Annotated in this window: 15 protein-coding genes; 8 read left to right on the forward strand and 7 right to left on the reverse strand. The window is 59.7% G+C overall.

Translation table 11 applies throughout. The features are described from left to right. The first annotated feature begins 18 nt into the window (after positions 1-18). Positions 19-453 (forward strand): VOC family protein, encoded by a 435-nt coding sequence (locus tag ACT3UQ_RS18820; RefSeq protein ID WP_096286644.1) that lies wholly within the window; start codon positions 19-21, stop codon positions 451-453. A gap of 67 nt (positions 454-520) precedes the next feature. Here the strand turns inward: ACT3UQ_RS18820 and ACT3UQ_RS18825 are convergent, their stop codons facing one another. Continuing rightward, positions 521-1,765 carry an MFS transporter gene (locus ACT3UQ_RS18825; protein ID WP_096286641.1) on the reverse strand — a complete coding sequence of 415 codons (1,245 nt, stop codon included), beginning with the start codon at positions 1,763-1,765 and terminating at the stop codon, positions 521-523. A gap of 170 nt (positions 1,766-1,935) precedes the next feature. Between ACT3UQ_RS18825 and ACT3UQ_RS18830 the strand changes: the two genes are divergently transcribed. Further along, complete coding sequence (locus tag ACT3UQ_RS18830) at positions 1,936-2,880, forward strand: endonuclease/exonuclease/phosphatase family protein (protein ID WP_181148404.1); 945 nt, start codon at positions 1,936-1,938, stop codon at positions 2,878-2,880. 4 nt (positions 2,881-2,884) lie between these two features. Here the strand turns inward: ACT3UQ_RS18830 and ACT3UQ_RS18835 are convergent, their stop codons facing one another. After that, the gene (locus ACT3UQ_RS18835) at positions 2,885-3,553 is read right to left on the reverse strand and encodes an alpha-ketoglutarate-dependent dioxygenase AlkB family protein (RefSeq protein ID WP_105552944.1); all 669 of its coding nucleotides are present in this window, start codon (positions 3,551-3,553) and stop codon (positions 2,885-2,887) included. Between the two features lie 56 nt (positions 3,554-3,609). After that, entirely contained in the window at positions 3,610-4,332 is a 723-nt protein-coding gene (locus ACT3UQ_RS18840) for a sirohydrochlorin chelatase (RefSeq protein ID WP_105552943.1), read from the reverse strand. A 501-nt stretch (positions 4,333-4,833) separates the two neighbouring features. On the opposite strand from ACT3UQ_RS18840, the gene cobA reads away from it, so the two are divergent. The 6 genes from cobA to ACT3UQ_RS18870 all read left to right on the forward strand — a co-directional run bounded on the left by cobA (position 4,834) and on the right by ACT3UQ_RS18870 (position 11,403). Then, entirely contained in the window at positions 4,834-5,847 is a 1,014-nt protein-coding gene (cobA, locus tag ACT3UQ_RS18845; RefSeq protein ID WP_105569643.1) for a uroporphyrinogen-III C-methyltransferase, read from the forward strand. Next, a complete protein-coding gene (locus ACT3UQ_RS18850) occupies positions 5,844-6,965 on the forward strand; it encodes a uroporphyrinogen-III synthase (RefSeq protein ID WP_105552941.1) in 1,122 nt (373 codons plus the stop codon). The genes cobA and ACT3UQ_RS18850 overlap by 4 nt, the downstream gene beginning before the upstream one ends. Before the next feature lie 242 nt (positions 6,966-7,207). Next, entirely contained in the window at positions 7,208-8,122 is a 915-nt protein-coding gene (locus ACT3UQ_RS18855; RefSeq protein ID WP_105552940.1) for a carbohydrate kinase family protein, read from the forward strand. A gap of 76 nt (positions 8,123-8,198) precedes the next feature. Next, a complete protein-coding gene (locus tag ACT3UQ_RS18860) occupies positions 8,199-8,987 on the forward strand; it encodes an IclR family transcriptional regulator (RefSeq protein WP_105552939.1) in 789 nt (262 codons plus the stop codon). 101 nt (positions 8,988-9,088) lie between these two features. Then, positions 9,089-10,759 carry a urocanate hydratase gene (hutU, locus tag ACT3UQ_RS18865; RefSeq protein ID WP_105552938.1) on the forward strand — a complete coding sequence of 557 codons (1,671 nt, stop codon included), beginning with the start codon at positions 9,089-9,091 and terminating at the stop codon, positions 10,757-10,759. A 236-nt stretch (positions 10,760-10,995) separates the two neighbouring features. Next, positions 10,996-11,403, forward strand: coding sequence for a hypothetical protein (locus tag ACT3UQ_RS18870; RefSeq protein ID WP_105552937.1), 408 nt, complete (start codon positions 10,996-10,998; stop codon positions 11,401-11,403). 825 nt (positions 11,404-12,228) lie between these two features. On the opposite strand, the gene ACT3UQ_RS18875 is transcribed toward ACT3UQ_RS18870, so the two are convergent. The 4 genes from ACT3UQ_RS18875 to ACT3UQ_RS18890 all read right to left on the reverse strand — a co-directional run bounded on the left by ACT3UQ_RS18875 (position 12,229) and on the right by ACT3UQ_RS18890 (position 16,325). Continuing rightward, positions 12,229-12,381: a hypothetical protein gene (locus tag ACT3UQ_RS18875; RefSeq protein WP_181148400.1), complete on the reverse strand. Its 153-nt coding sequence runs from the start codon at positions 12,379-12,381 to the stop codon at positions 12,229-12,231. A gap of 20 nt (positions 12,382-12,401) precedes the next feature. Further along, the gene (locus ACT3UQ_RS18880; protein ID WP_105552935.1) at positions 12,402-12,671 is read right to left on the reverse strand and encodes a DUF7218 family protein; all 270 of its coding nucleotides are present in this window, start codon (positions 12,669-12,671) and stop codon (positions 12,402-12,404) included. Between the two features lie 173 nt (positions 12,672-12,844). Continuing rightward, entirely contained in the window at positions 12,845-13,354 is a 510-nt protein-coding gene (locus ACT3UQ_RS18885) for a Dps family protein (RefSeq protein WP_105552934.1), read from the reverse strand. Between the two features lie 235 nt (positions 13,355-13,589). Beyond that, positions 13,590-16,325 carry an aminotransferase class I/II-fold pyridoxal phosphate-dependent enzyme gene (locus ACT3UQ_RS18890; RefSeq protein ID WP_258133512.1) on the reverse strand — a complete coding sequence of 912 codons (2,736 nt, stop codon included), beginning with the start codon at positions 16,323-16,325 and terminating at the stop codon, positions 13,590-13,592. Positions 16,326-16,642 lie beyond the last annotated feature (317 nt).

Below are 16,642 nucleotides of genomic sequence, written 5' to 3' on the forward strand. Positions count from 1 at the left end.
GCGAAAGGTCACTTCCCAATGTCCGTTGCTATGACCCCTTATCTGCAATTTGGCGGCGTCGCCCGCGAGGCAATGGAGTACTACCACTCCGTTTTCGGCGGAGAATACTCCGCCATGACATTCAAAGAAGGAATGGATGACGGCAATCCCGCCACCGCCGACCTGATCATGCACTCTTCCTTATTCGTCGATCGCGGACTGCACCTGATGGGTTCCGATGCCCTGCCGGAAATGAATGTGACCGGAAACGGCACCATTGCCCTGAGCAACGATGCCACCGACCCAGCAGACGAAGCGAAGCTCACCGCCTGGTGGGAGAAACTTTCCGAGGGTTCGCGCATCGATGAACCTCTGGCCAAGGCCCCGTGGGGTGACTCGTTCGGAATGCTGACCGACAAGTTCGGGGTGTGTTGGATGTTCAATATCGGCGCCGTAGGAAGCCAAGAGGGCTGACCAGTACAGCTGAGTGCGGGGCATGGATCCATTGGATCCACGCCCCGCACTCGTCAGCATTCGACGTTTAGCGTTGTTCCGGTGCGTCGACCCGTTCGAGAGCCGCTGCGGCGCCGATAACCAGGCCAAGCTTCTGGGCTCGGAGCTGGGTAATCCACGCGATCAGCAAGCCCAGGGCCGCAAGTCCGGCTCCGACCACCGACGGCGCACGGTAGCCCAGGCCCGCGCTGATCACGATCGCGCCGAGCGCAGCGCCGAGGGCATTGGCCACGTTGAGCGCCGAGTGGTTCAGCGACGCGGCCAACGACTGCGCATGTGGGGCCGAATCCATCAGCAGCGTCTGCAGGCTCGGGATCAGCAGCGAACCGACGCTGCCCAGGACGAACACCATGATGAGTGTTGGGATCACCCACGAGGCAACGGCGGCAAACACCAGCATGCTGATAACCATGAGCACACTGGCCAGCTTGATCGCTCCGAACACCGACCAGTCGGCCAGCCGTCCTCCGATCAACGAGCCGACCACCATGCCCACCCCGTAGAGCGCCAGGGCCAGTGGAACCAGCACAATATCCAGCCCGGTTTCGTCGGTGAGGGTTGGAGAAATATAGGAGTAGACCGCGAAGAACCCACCGAAGCCTACGATGCCGGTTGCCATGGCCAACCAGACTTGCAGGCTTTTAAGCGCCGAAAGTTCGCGGCGCATACTTGCTCCCGCTTCGGCCCTGCGCAGCGGGACGAAAATAGTGATCAAGGCAAAGGTGAGCAGCCCCACCGCGGTGACCACAAGGAACATCGAACGCCATCCGACTTCCTGGCCCAGCAAGGTCACCAAGGGGACACCGCCGACGTTTGCCACCGACAGGCCCAGCATTACCCACGCGATGGCTCGCCCACGCATGCTGCCGGGCACCAAATTACCTGCCAGCACACCTGCCAACCCGAAGTAGGCCCCGTGCGGCAGTCCGGAAAGGAACCGGGTGAACAGCATGGTTCCGTAATCCGGAGCGAAGAATGAGGAAAGATTTGCCACGGCAAAGAGCAGGATCAGTAGCTGCACCGCACGCTTTTTCGGGATTTTTGCGGCGACCGCGGTCAACAGCGGCGCACCGACAACCACGCCGATCGCGTAGGTGCTGATCACGAGCCCCATCTGGGAATTCGTGACGTTCAAGTCCTCGGCGCCTTCCTGGAGCAGGCCCATCATGGCGAACTCGGTCACACCGATGCCAAAGCCACCCATGCCTAGGGCAATAATTGCGAAGAGCAGTGTCCTGCCTTCTAAATACCGCGGGGGCGCTAAACGGTTCATTGGGGGCCTCTTACTTTGCTGCGATTCGGGTGTGTTCATGGCACGGCTACGTTGGCGCCCGTATCAATCGTAATGACAATACCTCTCGGGTACCCAACAGAGAACGCGGCGCGGGTATTCCACGCTCAATCCACGGCTGGGCGAGGAACATGTGGCACTGTGGAATTCTCATGTCCCATGCAGCTCATAAACGCCTCACCGCCGGCCGGATGGCCGCCCGGTTATTGATAGTTCTTTTGTCATTGGCACTGACCATAGTGCTAGTTGCCCACCGCAGCTTCCCCGAACGCGGTGGGCTCGGACTGTTTCTGGACAATTTGGCTCCCTGGCTAGGCCTCGGCGTGCCCTTGTTGTTCTGCTGGGCGCTGGCGGCGCGTGGCCGCATCTCTTTTTTGGTGCTCCTGCTTCCGTTGGTGGCTTGGTCGTGGATCTTTGGCGCGGCGTTCCTGCCGGCCAATGCCCCCGAACCGGCCGCCAAATTTATTGTCGCCACGCAGAATGTGCACGAAGACGGGGCGCACAGCTCCGCACAGGGTCTCCTCGCCACGGGCGCAGATCTGATAAGCCTGCAGGAACTGGGTGAAGGACAGGCCCAGGAAGTCGCTGCACTGCTGGAAGAAACCCACCCGCACCAGTACACCGTGGGAACCGTGGGGGTCTACAGCAAGTATCCGATCCTCGACGAAGAGCCGCTGGACCTTGGGTTGGGTTGGTCCCGGGCGGTGAAGCTGCGCGTTCGAACCGACGCCGGGGATGTGACGGTGTACGCGGTCCACGTGGCTTCGGCCCGGCCCCTGGAGCATGCGGAACGCGACCTGATGCTAAGCAATCTTGGACGCACGCTCGCCGCCGATCGGAGCGCGAAAATTATTGCCTTGGGCGATTTTAATGCGACCAATGCCGACCGCCATTTCTCGCCGGTCTCGGAGCAGCTCAACAAGGTGCCGCATGAGGGCTGGGGGTTCGGGATGACCTGGCCGAACCGTCCGATGCCCATGTTGGGCATCGACCACGTGCTGGTTCGCGGCCTCGATACCGGCTCCTCGGACACGTTGGCGGTGGGAGATTCCGACCACCGGGCGGTCATTGCCACCCTCGATCTGGCCTCCGAATAGCGGCCTAGCCCATCCCCGTCTCACGCAGCGTGATGTTGATCCGGCCGCTGCCCAGCGACCAGCCGGCCGGAGCCGTACCCGGATAGATCTTCGTCACCGCATGGAAGGCCCACCGGGCGGGACCCTCGAAGACGAACAAGTCTCCGGAAGCCAGACGCACATCTTGGTAGGGCTTGGTGCGCGTCTCGTTGTTGCCCAAGCGGAAGTTCGCGCTCTCGCCAATGGACAGCGAGACGATCGGTGCGTTGATTTTCTCTTCGGCGTCTTGGTGCATGCCCATGGTCGAGCCCGGCGGGTAGTAATTGATGATCGCCACATCGGGGTTGTAGCCCGCGGCTTTTGCTCCGTCCCCGGTCGTTTCCAGCACCGCGCGCCGTCCCAGTGACGCCAGCCAATCGGGCATCGGTGGCACCGGCTGGCCGTTGAGGTCTTCGGCGGTGCGCGTGTAGGTGTAGTTTCCCCAATGCCAGCCCAGGCATACCGTCTTGACCTTCATCGGGTGTCCATTGACCAGCGTGGAATGCGGCGGGACCGGTCCATTGCCCCAATCCAGGAAGCGTTCGGTCATCCAGTCCTGCTGCTCGCGGGTTAGCCAGCTGGGCAGATGGACCGCGCCCGCGCGCACGGTATGGGGCCGACGCTCGAAGGCGCCGTCATCGAAAAGCGACTGCATGTTTACACTGTGCCGTTCTTGGCCCTTGCCGGCAAGTGCTGAAGGTTGGTCCGGGCCTAGGATAACGCCGCCAGGAAGCGATGCAATACGAGGTTCACCAATTCTGCGGGCACCTCAGCGTCCGGGGCAAGCAATGGATCGCTGACCAGATCTGCGCCGCAGCGCTCGATCAGGGACTGAAAGTAGCCGGGCGCCAACAGGTAACTGGCCACGACCACGCGGTGTTGCGGGCTCGCCGCCCGGGCCGCGGCGACCGCTTCCCCCAGCGACGGGGTCGCCGCGGCCACGAAGGCGGCGGTAACCTGCACCCCCAGCAGGCCGGCCAGCAGGTTGGCAACCTGTTGGCAGTCATGCACGCCCTGGGCCAGCCGTGTCCCCGCACCGGCGAGGATGACAGGTTCGCCGCGCCGCCATCCGGCCTGCACGAGTCGGTGCTCGATAACCAGAGCGAGCGACGGGTGCGGGCCGAGGGCCGGTGCAATGCGAGTATTGGGCCGAAGCGCCGCCGCCTCGGTGAGATCTTGATCCACGTGCACACCCCGCGAAAGCAGCAGCGGCACGAGGACCGCGTGCTGCTCTTCGTCCGGCAGCCCGAGGAGCAGCGTACTTGCCCGGGGCTCTTGGACGTCGACGAATGACTGGTGCACGGCCACTGAGGCCGCCCGGCGGATTTCCTCCACCAAGGAGTTGATCGCCCGTTGGCCTGCCGGATCGCTGGTGCCGTGCGAGACGGCCACCAGGGACTCGGTTCGCGGTTCGGTTGTTGATCCCCCGCTCATGCGGGCTGACCGGGCTCCGGCATTTCGCGGGCAATGAGTAGGCCCATGATTCTTCCCTTCGGTAGTTTCGAGGCTCGTTGTCACGAGCCTGTGGTTGCAGTCTACGAAGCGCCTGTTACGGCCGATCGCACGGTTCTGTTGCGCCCAGGTAAATCTCGTTTCACCGGCATTGGCCACGGCCAGGCTTCATTGCGCGGCGGCGCAAACACGACCCCCGTAGTTCTCGTCGAGTTTATGTATGAATTATTCCTATGGAAACAAATGGGAAATTTCGGGGCAAAGGTTCCTCGATAGTGTTGTCAGCATCGAGCCATCGAGAATCAAGTGGAGCTGACTTCCCATGTCAAACCGTTCAAATGATCAAACGACCCATACTGCCGGCGACTGCTTGCCCGCTCACCGCATCACCGAAGCGGCGAGCGGAAAAAAGGTTTTTGTTGGACAAGCAGGCTTATTCGGCGCCGACCACACGGCTTGCGAACTCGCGGCGGAGTCGATCCGATGAACGGCACAGCGTTCGAGGTCAAGGGTTGCACGCTGCTGCTCGCCGGCGGGCTGAGGGGTGCACGCGGGGCAGCGGAGCATTTCATCGCGCAGGGGGCGCAGGTACTTTCCGCGGATACCCCGGAAGGTGGACTCGTGGCGCTCGAAACCGCGAACCTGCTGGTCATCTGCGATGCCTTGCCCCAGCGCTTCCAGCCGCTGCGCGAAGCGGCCCAGCGGCGGGGACTGCCGGTCTTGACGCGCCAACCGGCCGCCGGCTCCGGCCTAATCACCCTGGTCGGTGGTGGCCCCGGCGCACTTGATCTGCTGACCGTGCGAGCGGTCAGCGCCTTAGCCGACGCCGACATGGTCTTCGTTGACCGGTTGGGCCCCGGCGATCTCGTGCGGAAGCTCGCCCCGCAGGCGGTGATCGTGGATGTTGGCAAGCAGCCCGGGCACCACAAGGTCAGCCAATCCCAGATCGAAGAGCAGATGCTGACCGCCGCCAAGGCCGGTTCAAATGTGGTTCGGCTCAAAGGCGGAGACCCATTCGTATTTGGCCGCGGATTCGAAGAGATGGCCGCGGCCTCCAAGGCAGGCATCGCCATCAGCGTGGTGCCCGGACTCAGTTCCTGCATCACGGTTCCCGCGGCCGCCGGCATTCCGGTCACGGCACGCGGTGTGAACCGGGTATTCTCGGTCATTTCGGGCCACGACCCGCTGGAAAGCCAGCAACTGGAGCAGCTCACCGGGCTGGGCGGCACCATCATCATCCTGATGGGCATGGGAACCCTGGAAAGCACCGCTTCCGGCCTGCTGCGCCAGGGCATGGCAGCCACCATGCCCTGTGCAATCGTCGAATCCGGGACCACCGGCGACCAACGCACCACCTTTGCAACGCTGGCGACCCTGACGGCGACCTCCCGGGCGCGCGGTTGCGCGAATCCGGCGGTGATCGTCATCGGCGAGGTGACGGCCTTGCCGCAGCGGCTGCTGGCCGAGGAAATGGCAAATTTTGGGGCCATCGCATGAGCGCGCTGGCTCTGCCATTGTCTGGTTTCAGGATCGCGGTGACCAGCGACCGGCGTTCGGCCGAACTCATCGAAGCGCTGGAGCGCCGCGGCGCCGAGGTCACGCACGCACCGTTGCTGAAGCTCGCACCGCTGGACGACGAGGCGCTGCTCGTGGAGCAGACCAGGAAGCTGATCGAGTTGCGCCCGGAAGCGGTCATCATTTCCACCGCCTATGGGCTGCGGCGCTGGTTCGATTCGGCCGAGGCCGCTGGTCTCGGCCACCAGTTGTGCCAGTCCATGAAGGCGGCGAAGCTCTACGTTCGCGGTGCGAAGGCCCACGGTGCGGTGCGCGCCCTGGGATTCCACGCCGCCGGTGTCGCCCAGGACGGCACCACCGCCGGGCTGCTTCCGCTGCTGGGGCCTTCGATCGCGGGGCAAACCGTGGCGGTGCAGTTGCATGCGGACAGCGACCATGGGCTCGCCCAGTCGCTGCGGGATCTGGGCGCGTCGCGGGTTTTGAAGGTCGAGCCGTACCGCTGGCTGGACACCAGCTCTGACCAGCACCTTTCGCTTCTGGTCGAAGGAATCTGCGCCGCGCATTTCGACGCGATCACCTTCACCAGCGCGCCGAGCGTGCATGCGCTGTTCGCCGCGGCCCGCACGCGCAATCGCTACCAGGCGCTGATTCGCTCGCTGAACGAACGAGTTGCGGTGGCAACGGTGGGCCCGGTGACGGCGGCCCCGCTGCAGTCCTCCGGTGTGCACGGCGCGTTGGTTCCCGAACGCCACCGCATGGGCGCGATGATTCTGCAACTGGTCGAGCATCTGGGCGCGCTGGGCACGCTCAGCGCGCCGACGGTCTTCGGGGAATGCGAACTTCGGGGACGCACATTGAGCCTGAACGATGAGCGCTGCGAGCTCACCCCGGCACAGACCGAGATCCTGCGCTGCCTGCTGGAGGCCGGAGGGTCGGTCGTCTCGCGCGACGAGCTCGGCGCTGTGCTGCCCACGGTGTCTTCGAAGCACGCGCTGGACATGACGCTCAGCCGGCTGCGGCGCACGCTCCCGCACCCGGACCTGATCACCACCGTTATCAAGCGCGGCTACCGGCTGAATGTCGAGGCCGCGCGCTATTGAGTCCGCCGGCCTGCTGAATCCCGGAAACGTTCAGGATTCAGCGGGCCGGGACTTCCTGCCCCGCCGGTTCAGGGCCACGGTGCCGAAGGCGACTCACGACGGCGGTGGTTCCTGGTTGCCCAGCGCGAATTAGCTCACCGATTTCCCACGGTCCTGCATTGCATTTGTGAGGTTCCGCGCAATAAGCGCCGAACCCACGCCCCGGAAATGGCTATTTAAGTGAATTTCCGTAGTATCGAGTCATGGCACAGATACAGGTGGTTGGCGAAGCTCTAGCCGATATCGTTGATGACGTGGCTCATCCAGGTGGCTCCCCGATGAATGTCGCGGTGGGTCTAGGACGCTTGGGCCATCAGGTCACATTGCATACAGAGCTAGGCGAAGATGCGTACGGCAAGTTGATCGCCGCGCACCTCGAAGATTCCGGTGTAGCGCTCGCGGCCGGCAGCGTCGCGCAGCGGCCCACGAACACCGCCACAGTTTCCGTCGACGGAGTTGGCGACGCGAGCTATGAATTCGATTTGTCCTGGGAACTTCCAGGCGGCGTTCCAAGTTCCGAGGCGCAACTCCTGCATTCAGGTTCTATCGCCGGATGGCTGGCACCGGGATGCGAGAAAGTATTGGAAGCATTCCAAGGCTCTCCGGCAACGCAATTGCGCAGCTATGACCCAAATCTGCGCCCGCAGCTGATTCCCAAGCGCGCCGCTGCGCTGAAGCAGGTAGAAAAACTGATGAGCCTGTCCCATGTGGTCAAGCTCAGCGATGACGATGCCTTGTGGCTCTACCCCGGTTGGGACTGCCAGCGAATCTTGGATCATATTCTGGAACGCGGCGCCAAGCTTGCCATCATGACCTTCGGGGCTCGCGGCGCCACCGCCCGCACGAAGAACACCGAGGTACTGGTCCATTCCCGTGCGGTGAAGGTCGTGGACTCAATCGGCGCAGGCGACGCTTTCATGTCTGGCTTGCTTCATGGGCTGCTCAATAGCTCGTTGGCGCAGGCGCTCACCACGAAGGGTGGAGCTCTGGACCAGAAAGAATTGGAGTCTGCGCTGACTCAGGCGACTCGTTGTTCGGAGCTGACAGTACTGGTTTCCGGGGCCAACCCGCCAAGGCTTGAACAGCTCAACGAGTCTTTTCAAGACCAAATTTCCTAGGGAAGAAAACGCTTCTTTGCTCAGAGACTTGCTAGAGTTCCCTAGCAGATAAGCGTTTTCGACTAAGGGGTCACTCATGGGCAGCAAGGTTCCGGCAGCGGAAAATACGCTCCGTGTCTTGCGATTACTCGCAAGCCGGAAGTCGCCGACCCCGGCGGCAATGATCGCCAAGCTGCTGGAGCTGCCCAGATCCAGTGTGTACCAGCTGCTGAATGTGATGCTCGAACAAGGTTTTATCGCCCATTACCCCGAGGAGAAGGCCTACGGTTTGGGGGTATCGTCCTTCGAGCTCTCCAGTGCCTACACCAGACAGGAACCTCTGGCTAGGTTCGGAGCACCGCTGATTGCGCAACTCGTGGACAAGGTAGGCGAAAGCGCCCACCTGGCAGTGCTCCACGGGCCTGATGTGCTCTATATCGTAGAGGAACGCGCCAAGGGTCGCCCCTCGCTGGTCACCGACGTCGGTGTGCGCCTGCCTTCGCATTTGACCGCCTCGGGCCGCGCGATTCTGGCTGCCCTGCCGAAGTCGCAGGTTCGTGCGCTGTACCCGGGCACATCAAGTTTCAGCAACCGCGCGCAAGATAGCGGGATCAATTCCTATCAGCAGCTACGCCGCGAGCTGGACCAGACAACAAAACGCGGGTTCGCCGTAGAACGCGGGGATGTCACGGCGGACTTCCATTCCCTTGCCGTGGAAATACAGGATGCGAATGGTTGGCCGGTAGCCGCGGTTGCGGTGACGTTCCTCGGTGATCGGGTCCCCGAGGAACGTTGGGATCCGTTGCTCGAACAGATTAGGCAAACCGCCGGGCAGCTGACCAGCCGGGTGCATGGGCGACGCCTCGCTCCGGTACGCCCAGTCTGAAATTCCGGACACCACCCTCTGCTAGGGCGTACCCTCCTAGCCCACTTTGGCCAATGATGGAAGGTAGAAAGTTACTTCCGCTGCTGCCAAAGGAGCCCATCATGAATCATGAACCACGAGTCGTCCGCGCCCCGCGCGGTACCCAGCTAAACGCCAAGTCTTGGGCAACCGAAGCCCCGCTGCGCATGCTGATGAATAACCTCGACCCAGAAGTTGCCGAGCGCCCCGAAGACCTCGTCGTCTATGGGGGAACCGGCAAGGCAGCACGCTCGTGGGAAGCATTCGATGCAATTGTCGAGACGCTAAAGGACCTCGAAGAAAACGAGACCTTGCTGGTCCAGTCGGGCAAGCCCGTCGGCGTCTTCCGCACCAACAAGTGGGCACCTAGAGTGCTCATCGCCAACTCGAATCTGGTGGGCGACTGGGCGAATTGGGAGCACTTCCGCAAGCTAGAGGCCGAAGGCCTGATGATGTATGGCCAGATGACCGCCGGCTCGTGGATCTACATCGGCACCCAAGGCATTTTGCAGGGAACCTATGAAACTTTTGCTGCAATCGGCGCGAAACGATTCAACGGTACGCTGGCCAACACGCTGACCCTCACCGGCGGTTGCGGCGGTATGGGTGGTGCCCAGCCATTGGCGGTGACCCTGAACGATGGGGCCTGCCTGATTGTGGATGTGGACGAGTCGCGTCTGCGCCGACGCGTTTCGAAGCGTTACCTGGATGAGGTGGAGCTGGATCTCGATAAGGCTCTAGCCAAGGTAGCAGCGGCTAAGGCCGAAGGCCGTGGGCACTCGGTAGGTTTCGTCGGCAACGCGGCGGAAGTTTTCCCGGAGCTATTGCGCCGCCAGAAGGCAGGCGAGATCTCGATTGACGTCGTCACCGATCAGACGAGTGCCCACGACCCGCTGAGCTATCTGCCGGTGGAATACACGCTGGACCAGTGGGCCCCCGCTGCGGCCGCAGACGCCGCCGATTTCACCTTCAAGGCCCAAGCATCGATGGCCAAGCAGGTACAGGCGATGGTCGAGTTCCAGGACCTCGGCGTCGAGGTCTTCGACTACGGCAACTCAATCCGCGATGAAGCACGCAAGGGCGGGTACGAGCGTGCTTTCGAATTCCCTGGCTTCGTTCCGGCTTACATCCGTCCGTTGTTCTGCGAGGGTCTAGGCCCATTCCGTTGGGTTGCGCTCTCCGGCGATCCAGAGGATATTCGCGTAACTGACCAAGCGCTCAAGGAACTGTTTCCAGAAAACGATCACCTGCACCGTTGGCTGGATGCCGCGGCGGACCGTGTCGAATTCGAAGGCCTGCCTGCACGCATCTGCTGGTTGGGCTACGGGGAACGCCACAAGGCGGGCCTGCTATTCAACCAGCTGGTCGCCGAAGGGAAAGTCTCTGCGCCAATCGTCATTGGACGCGATCATCTGGACTCGGGTTCGGTGGCTTCCCCATACCGGGAGACCGAAGCCATGGCCGACGGCACGGATGCCGTCGCCGATTGGCCGCTGCTCAATGCCCTGACCGCGACGAGCTCCGGTGCTTCGTGGGTTTCGATTCATCACGGCGGTGGCGTGGGCATGGGACGCTCGATCCACGCTGGTCAGGTGTCCCTAGCCGACGGCACGGAAATGGCCGCCGCAAAGCTAGAGGCCCTACTAACCAACGACCCTGGGATGGGGGTCATCCGCCATGTTGATGCTGGCTATGACCGCGCAATTGAGGTTGCCGCCGAACGCGGCGTACGCATACCGATGAACCAGAAATAGCAATATATAGTTTGTTTTCGAGAGCCACGGGGATCTTCAGCGCTAATGTTGAAAGTTCTCGTGGCTCTCTATTGTTCATGGGAAATTTGCCGTTCCGTTAGGCAATTCGAAACAAAGGTGAGCGTTACCTGACCGTTACATAGCATTTCACGGTTAGAACTTGCACATACCTTGGGCACTGCGAATGTGGGGCCATAGCGTGGGACTCGTCAGGAACCACGATCAAGGAGGACTCCATGTCCGAGCACGATTCAAGTGAGCAGTTCGGGAACTTCGACAACAACAATGCTGAGGGCACCAGCCACTCCGACTCTCAAAGCGGCTATGAGAATAGCAGTGGCAACGACGAAAGCCAGACCTATTCCGAGAACAGTGCTAACGAAGGCAATGATTTCGGTAACGACGGTGGACAGTCATCCTACGGCGGCGGTAGCGGCCAAGAGTCCGGCCAGGAATCCTACGGCAGCAACAGCAACCAAGAATCCGGCCAGGAATCCTACGGCAGCAACAGCAACCAAGAATCCGGCCAGGAATCCTACAGCGGCGGCGCCAACGAAGAAAATGAGTTCGGTTCAACAGAATCAGTCAACCGTGGCAATGATTTCGACAGCGAAGATGGTGAACACAACCAATTCGGAAACTAGAATCGCAATGATCTGCGACTAGTTTGAACGCTCATCGGCTGGTGAAGCCTCAAGGGGCAACGCCCAGTAGTAGGAATAGAAGCAACCGATACTTCCACTACGGCGTGGCAAGGCACGCAGATTGCCTGCCTGCGGTTTAACGAAGCCACTGTGCCACTTCGATTTGAAGTGGCACAGTGGCTTCGTTTTTCTAAGCTGTGCGCTTGTGTTCCGGCTCTGGGCAGAAAACACCGGCTCCTAGGCTAAGAGCCTGCGCTGGTACCGCCGTTAAGATGGTCTAGGCTGCTGGGCCCGGCAATCAACCGGAAAACACCCCAACACATGAGCATCGCGCCCCATGCGACAACGATCCACATGGGATTCATGCTGGGAATGAGTCCCATGGGAACCCAAAATATGATGGCTAAGAACATGGCTGCAAGCAGGGCACCGCCCGCGGCTAGTCCCAAACCCAAATGTTTACTGTGCGGTCTGGACGCTCCGTGAATTGTCGACATGGCGTCTCTCCTGTTCTTACCGGTATTCCCGGCATAGAATCGGCTATCTTCCATTGGGTTGGCGGTGCAGCAAGAATGGCTCCGCCTGCGAAGCGAAAAGGCCTCGACGTGAATATCGTTAATTCACGATGAGACTCGCGAATTACGTCGATGACCTAGTCACCGTCGTTGTTTTGAACTCCCATATTTTGGTCCCTTCCGGGTGAGTTTTCGACCATTAAATGGTCAAGCAGCCATGCCATCCGAACACGGCCACTACTTACTACGATACTCCCGAAAAGACGTTCCAACGAGGGTTCACACAGATCCATCAGCTACCGGAGCTGAATTAACCGGCGTCGAATCTATCGTCGTTGGCGTCTTTCTCTAGCTCCTCGACCGACGGGTGGTGAATCGGACCTCGACGGGCAACATACTGCTCCTTGAGTTCCTCTCCTTCAATCGGCTCGGACTGGTCTTCGATGATGCCGTCGTTACTCATGACGCGACGTCCTTAGTTCACTAGGAGTTTCGAAGGGCCTGGATCAAATCGGCCTTTCGTTTGTCGGAGTAGTCCGTCAGACCGATCTCTTTCGACCGGCGTTTGAGCTCTTCGACCGTCCAGTCCTCGTAATTGCCAGACTCGCCTCCGCGTTCCCCGACGGTCGATCGGCCGTCCCGGGCGGCGGCATTGGCAATGCGCGCAGACTTTTGCTTGGAGTTCCCTTCTTCCCGCAATTTCTCGTAGAGTTCTTCGTCCTTAATTGGGTTTGAACCGTTGTCCATAGCCATAGATGAATCGCCTCTCAATTGACGTGTAGACGTTGCGAGAACACCCCGTCTATCTTCAACGGTAGGCTCTTCGCGCTGCAGATTCTAGGGGTATTTCGAGTTTCCGATCGGCACCCGAAAACCGCGAGGGAGCCGACGCAACAATTGCCTCGGCTCCCCCTAAATCAGTGATGCTATGGTGTGCGATTTTCGGCGCTAATGAACCACGCCTGTTGTTCAAGGCCAGCAATGTACCCGTGCAGGATGTCAGCGCTGGTCGGGTCTTCCTCATCGACTGCGTCATGTACGTCTCGGATGACTCCGACGGTGTTCTGCAGGGCTTTGACCACCATATCCACGGCCTTGGTCGTCAGAATCTCTCCGTTGTTTGGTTGCTCGAGTTCGCTGTATTTACCTATGGTGCCGGCCAGGCCATCCGGAGTGATGTGCATAGCGCGCATACGCTCTGCAATTTCATCCGAGCCGCGGCGAGCGATATCCACGATCTCATCGAGGTTCTGGTGCAGGTCGCGGAAGTTCGGGCCGATAACATTCCAATGGATCTGCTTGCCAACAAGCTGCAAGTCCAGCAGTTGCACCAACACGGACTGCAAGGCATCTCCGAGGGCAGCGGTGGCAACGAAACCACCTTCAGCGTTCTCCTTCGAGGTTTTGCTTGCCGGTGTGTTCTTGGTTTTTGTCATAGATCCTTCTCCTTTTACAGTGAAGTTACCGTGCATCTGACTCAGCCATCGGGGCCGAGCCCTCATTACGGACGCTACCCGCAACGCGTCAATGAAGCCAGCTCAGACCAATTACTCACACGTCCCTCTGACTAATTTCACAGTTGTCAGTGCCAGCTTCGAAGAGCTGCATGTACGGCGATGGGCTAAACGTTTGGGCAGGAATCTCAGCTGAGATTCCTGCCCATACGAAGAATCAAGACTTCTTCGCTGCCACCTCGGCCAATGCTTCACGGGTAAAGACCTGGTACCCGTAGTCACGGTGGTATCCGTGGATTTCTCGGGTATCGAGCACATCCATGTAATCGAGGATCTCCGTCGACACGACCTGCCCCGGAACTAATACCGGGAATCCTGGAGGATATGGAGTAACGAACGCCGCCGAGACTACCTGTTCGCCACTTTGAATTTTTTGACGAATCTCTGGTGAGAAAATGAAGTGCGTAGCCGGATCCTTATAGGTCAGATAGTAGGCCGAACGCATATCGCCGCTGCCACCGCCGCCGCTGAACTCCTCGGCGAAATAGCTGAAATCTGGCATTGGGATCTGCGTCGGCGGAACCTTTTTCCCGTCCGCTAGCGCCCGGCCATCCAATCGGCGTTTATGCTCCAGCTCTTCGGCGATCTTGACCAGCACCTCAATCAGGTGGGCCACCGCCGAACGGTTAGTGCCGATGTTGGTCATCAACAGGACCGAGGTGCGGCTGGTCTTGTTGACCTGAATTGCATGACCGTCCATCAGATAGGTGTGCTTGAAGGTGTCTCCATCCACTCCTGTGCGGCTGATGTCCAGGGTCAATCTTGATGGGTCAACGACGAATTCATCTTCAGACCAAGACCTGTCCCAAACTTCCAACCCGTCACGAACTGGGTTGCCGGTGTCGCTGCAACGGTATTGGTGCGGGATCAGGTCCCTCGTATCGAGTACCTGGAAGTACTTGCTGAGCAGCTTATTGCGTGACATCGCCCGGACGATCGATTGAGCCAAGTCAACCTGGCGCTGCACCAACGCATAGCCCTCCAACTCAGCCTGGCGCCGCCCGATATCAAGCGAGGCGAGGATCTGATAGTTCGGCGAGGTCGAGGTGTGCGTCATATAGGCCTCGCGGAACGTATTGCGGTTACGTTCTGCGAAATCTTGATCGTGAATGTGAATCATTGACCCTTGGCGCAGTGAGGTCAGCGTCTTATGCGTGGACTGTGTCGAATACACGCGCAGGCGGGTCTTGGCAGGATCGGCGAGCAGTCGCGTCTTCAGCCAGGCATCATCGTTTGCCGGGTCATCCAGCGTTCCTGGTTCGGGCAGTTCGGTACGCTGCGCGGCAAAACGCTCACGATATTCAGATGTCTCAAACGCCGTTTGCATGCGTTGGGCCGCAGACATACCGGTGCGTTGACGGTAGACAGGATGGAATCCGGCGAAAGCGAACCACGCTTCATCCCATAGGAAGACCAGATCTGGCTTGATGGCCAAACACTCTTCCATCACGCGACGCGGATCGTAAATAATCCCGTCGAAGGTGCAGTTGGTCAATGTGAGCATTTTGACCTTGTGCAGCAGGCCTTCGCGGCGCAACTGCAACAGCCGTCCCTTGATTTCTTCCAGCGATACGGCACCATACATGGAGTGCTCGTTCAGCGGGTAGGCCTCCAGGTAGCTGACGCTTGCACCGGCGAGCACCAGGGAGTAATGGTGTGATTTATGGCAGTTGCGGTCAACTAGCACGATGTCACCGGGCGCAAGGATCGACTGGTGAACGATCTTGTTCGCGGTGGAAGTGCCGTTGGTGACGAAGTAGGTGCGGTGGCTGTTGAAGGCGCGGGCCGCCAGCTCGTGGGCTTCCTTGATGGAGCTCTGCGGATCCAAGAGGGAATCCAATCCTCCGGAAGTGGCAGAGGTTTCGGCCAACAGCAGGTTCTTCCCGTAGAAGTCCACCAAGTCTCGTGCCCATGGCGAGTTCTGCACCGACCCGCCGCGAGAAATCGGCATCGCGTGGAATACCCCGCCGGGGCGTTTGGCGTACTTTTGTAGCGCGTGGAAGAACGGAGTGTTGTAGCGTTCGAGCACCTCGGCGATGATCGACAGATGCAGATCCATGCCGTCGTTGCGTGAGAAGATGCGCTTGAAGCGACCGGTAATCTCGTGCGCGATAGATTCAAGTGCAACGCCGGCGATCAGGTAGACCGGGATCTCTGGGCGGAGCAGATCGATGATCTCTTCCAAATCCAAGATCCGGTCGATTTGCCTTGCCGTGGAAAAGTGTCCGGCTGTATGCCGTGACACGTACTTTCCTAGGGTGGAGCTCAGCCGGCGCCGAGTGTCCAATTCGAAGCGGGCGGTGAGTACAACCGCCTGAATGGTCGGGTTGATGACAATCGCGGCCAGCGCGTCCTCGACGCTGGGCACGACAACGAAGCTGTAGTTGAATGAATCGGTTCGCTGACGCTGTTCGAGCATCTCGATCTTGAATCGCTCAATCTCATCGGATGGACCATTGTCCACCAACAGAATTTCGACCTTGGGGACGAACTTCCGATGGATTGCTCGTGGTTCACCACCGCCCAGCTCGTTGCTTTGGGCAGCAGCCTCGGCTTCCTCCGCGTCGCTGTCGTTGCTTTCGCCGTCGATGTATTGGGTCTGCGTCCGGAAGGACTGATTCGCCAGATATACCTTGCTCAGCGCATCACGGAAGTGGCCTTCGTGCATCAACGTTTCAACTTCGTTGAAGTAGTCTAAGCCCGGCGTGGCCCAGTAGGGTTCAATGGCAGAAAGGAGGCTCAGTAGTTGCGTAGCCTCGTGCTCATGCTGCTCGCCGGAGACCTTGTCGTCGATACCGCGAATGATCTCGCCAAGTACATATCCCAGGTGCTCCCATGCATCCTTGCGCTTTCGCCAAGCGCTTTCTGGTGTTGCTGTTACTTGATTCTTCATTGTGGTCAACCTTGCGCTCACGGTTGCCGGTCCTTCGCTCGTTCTTCGTTGCATCGTTAACCGGTTTGTTAACAAAGCCATGTCACGTCTTTGTGCTTTGGTCTCCAGAGCTTACGTCAACTTCAACATAGTTTTGGTATTCATGAAGTCAATTCGCGAAATTCTCGTAACTATCACTCACGCTTTCTGCCACAGAATGAAATATGCGAAATTAGGGAATTGATTTGCGACAACGAGGTGAACATTTTTGAAATTTATAAATCTAGAATCCGCTTCGCCGCTATGTCCGAGATACCAGACAGATGAGCACCAGAGTA

The organism is Glutamicibacter sp. AOP12-B1-11 (genome assembly GCF_052379245.1).
Classification (GTDB): Bacteria; Actinomycetota; Actinomycetes; order Actinomycetales; family Micrococcaceae; genus Glutamicibacter.

Bases quoted from the DNA above. Each gene is read 5' to 3' on its own strand.
- ACT3UQ_RS18885 (WP_105552934.1), bottom strand. From the start codon at position 13,354: ATGACAAAAACCAAGAACACACCGGCAAGCAAAACCTCGAAGGAGAAC.
- ACT3UQ_RS18890 (WP_258133512.1), bottom strand. From the start codon at position 16,325: ATGAAGAATCAAGTAACAGCAACACCAGAAAGCGCTTGGCGAAAGCGC.
- ACT3UQ_RS18840 (WP_105552943.1), bottom strand. From the start codon at position 4,332: ATGAGCGGGGGATCAACAACCGAACCGCGAACCGAGTCCCTGGTGGCC.
- ACT3UQ_RS18880 (WP_105552935.1), bottom strand. From the start codon at position 12,671: ATGGCTATGGACAACGGTTCAAACCCAATTAAGGACGAAGAACTCTAC.
- ACT3UQ_RS18855 (WP_105552940.1), top strand. From the start codon at position 7,208: ATGGCACAGATACAGGTGGTTGGCGAAGCTCTAGCCGATATCGTTGAT.
- ACT3UQ_RS18825 (WP_096286641.1), bottom strand. From the start codon at position 1,765: ATGAACCGTTTAGCGCCCCCGCGGTATTTAGAAGGCAGGACACTGCTC.
- ACT3UQ_RS18860 (WP_105552939.1), top strand. From the start codon at position 8,199: ATGGGCAGCAAGGTTCCGGCAGCGGAAAATACGCTCCGTGTCTTGCGA.
- ACT3UQ_RS18820 (WP_096286644.1), top strand. From the start codon at position 19: ATGTCCGTTGCTATGACCCCTTATCTGCAATTTGGCGGCGTCGCCCGC.
- ACT3UQ_RS18830 (WP_181148404.1), top strand. From the start codon at position 1,936: ATGTCCCATGCAGCTCATAAACGCCTCACCGCCGGCCGGATGGCCGCC.
- ACT3UQ_RS18835 (WP_105552944.1), bottom strand. From the start codon at position 3,553: ATGCAGTCGCTTTTCGATGACGGCGCCTTCGAGCGTCGGCCCCATACC.
- hutU (WP_105552938.1), top strand. From the start codon at position 9,089: ATGAATCATGAACCACGAGTCGTCCGCGCCCCGCGCGGTACCCAGCTA.
- ACT3UQ_RS18875 (WP_181148400.1), bottom strand. From the start codon at position 12,381: ATGAGTAACGACGGCATCATCGAAGACCAGTCCGAGCCGATTGAAGGA.
- ACT3UQ_RS18850 (WP_105552941.1), top strand. From the start codon at position 5,844: ATGAGCGCGCTGGCTCTGCCATTGTCTGGTTTCAGGATCGCGGTGACC.
- cobA (WP_105569643.1), top strand. From the start codon at position 4,834: ATGAACGGCACAGCGTTCGAGGTCAAGGGTTGCACGCTGCTGCTCGCC.
- ACT3UQ_RS18870 (WP_105552937.1), top strand. From the start codon at position 10,996: ATGTCCGAGCACGATTCAAGTGAGCAGTTCGGGAACTTCGACAACAAC.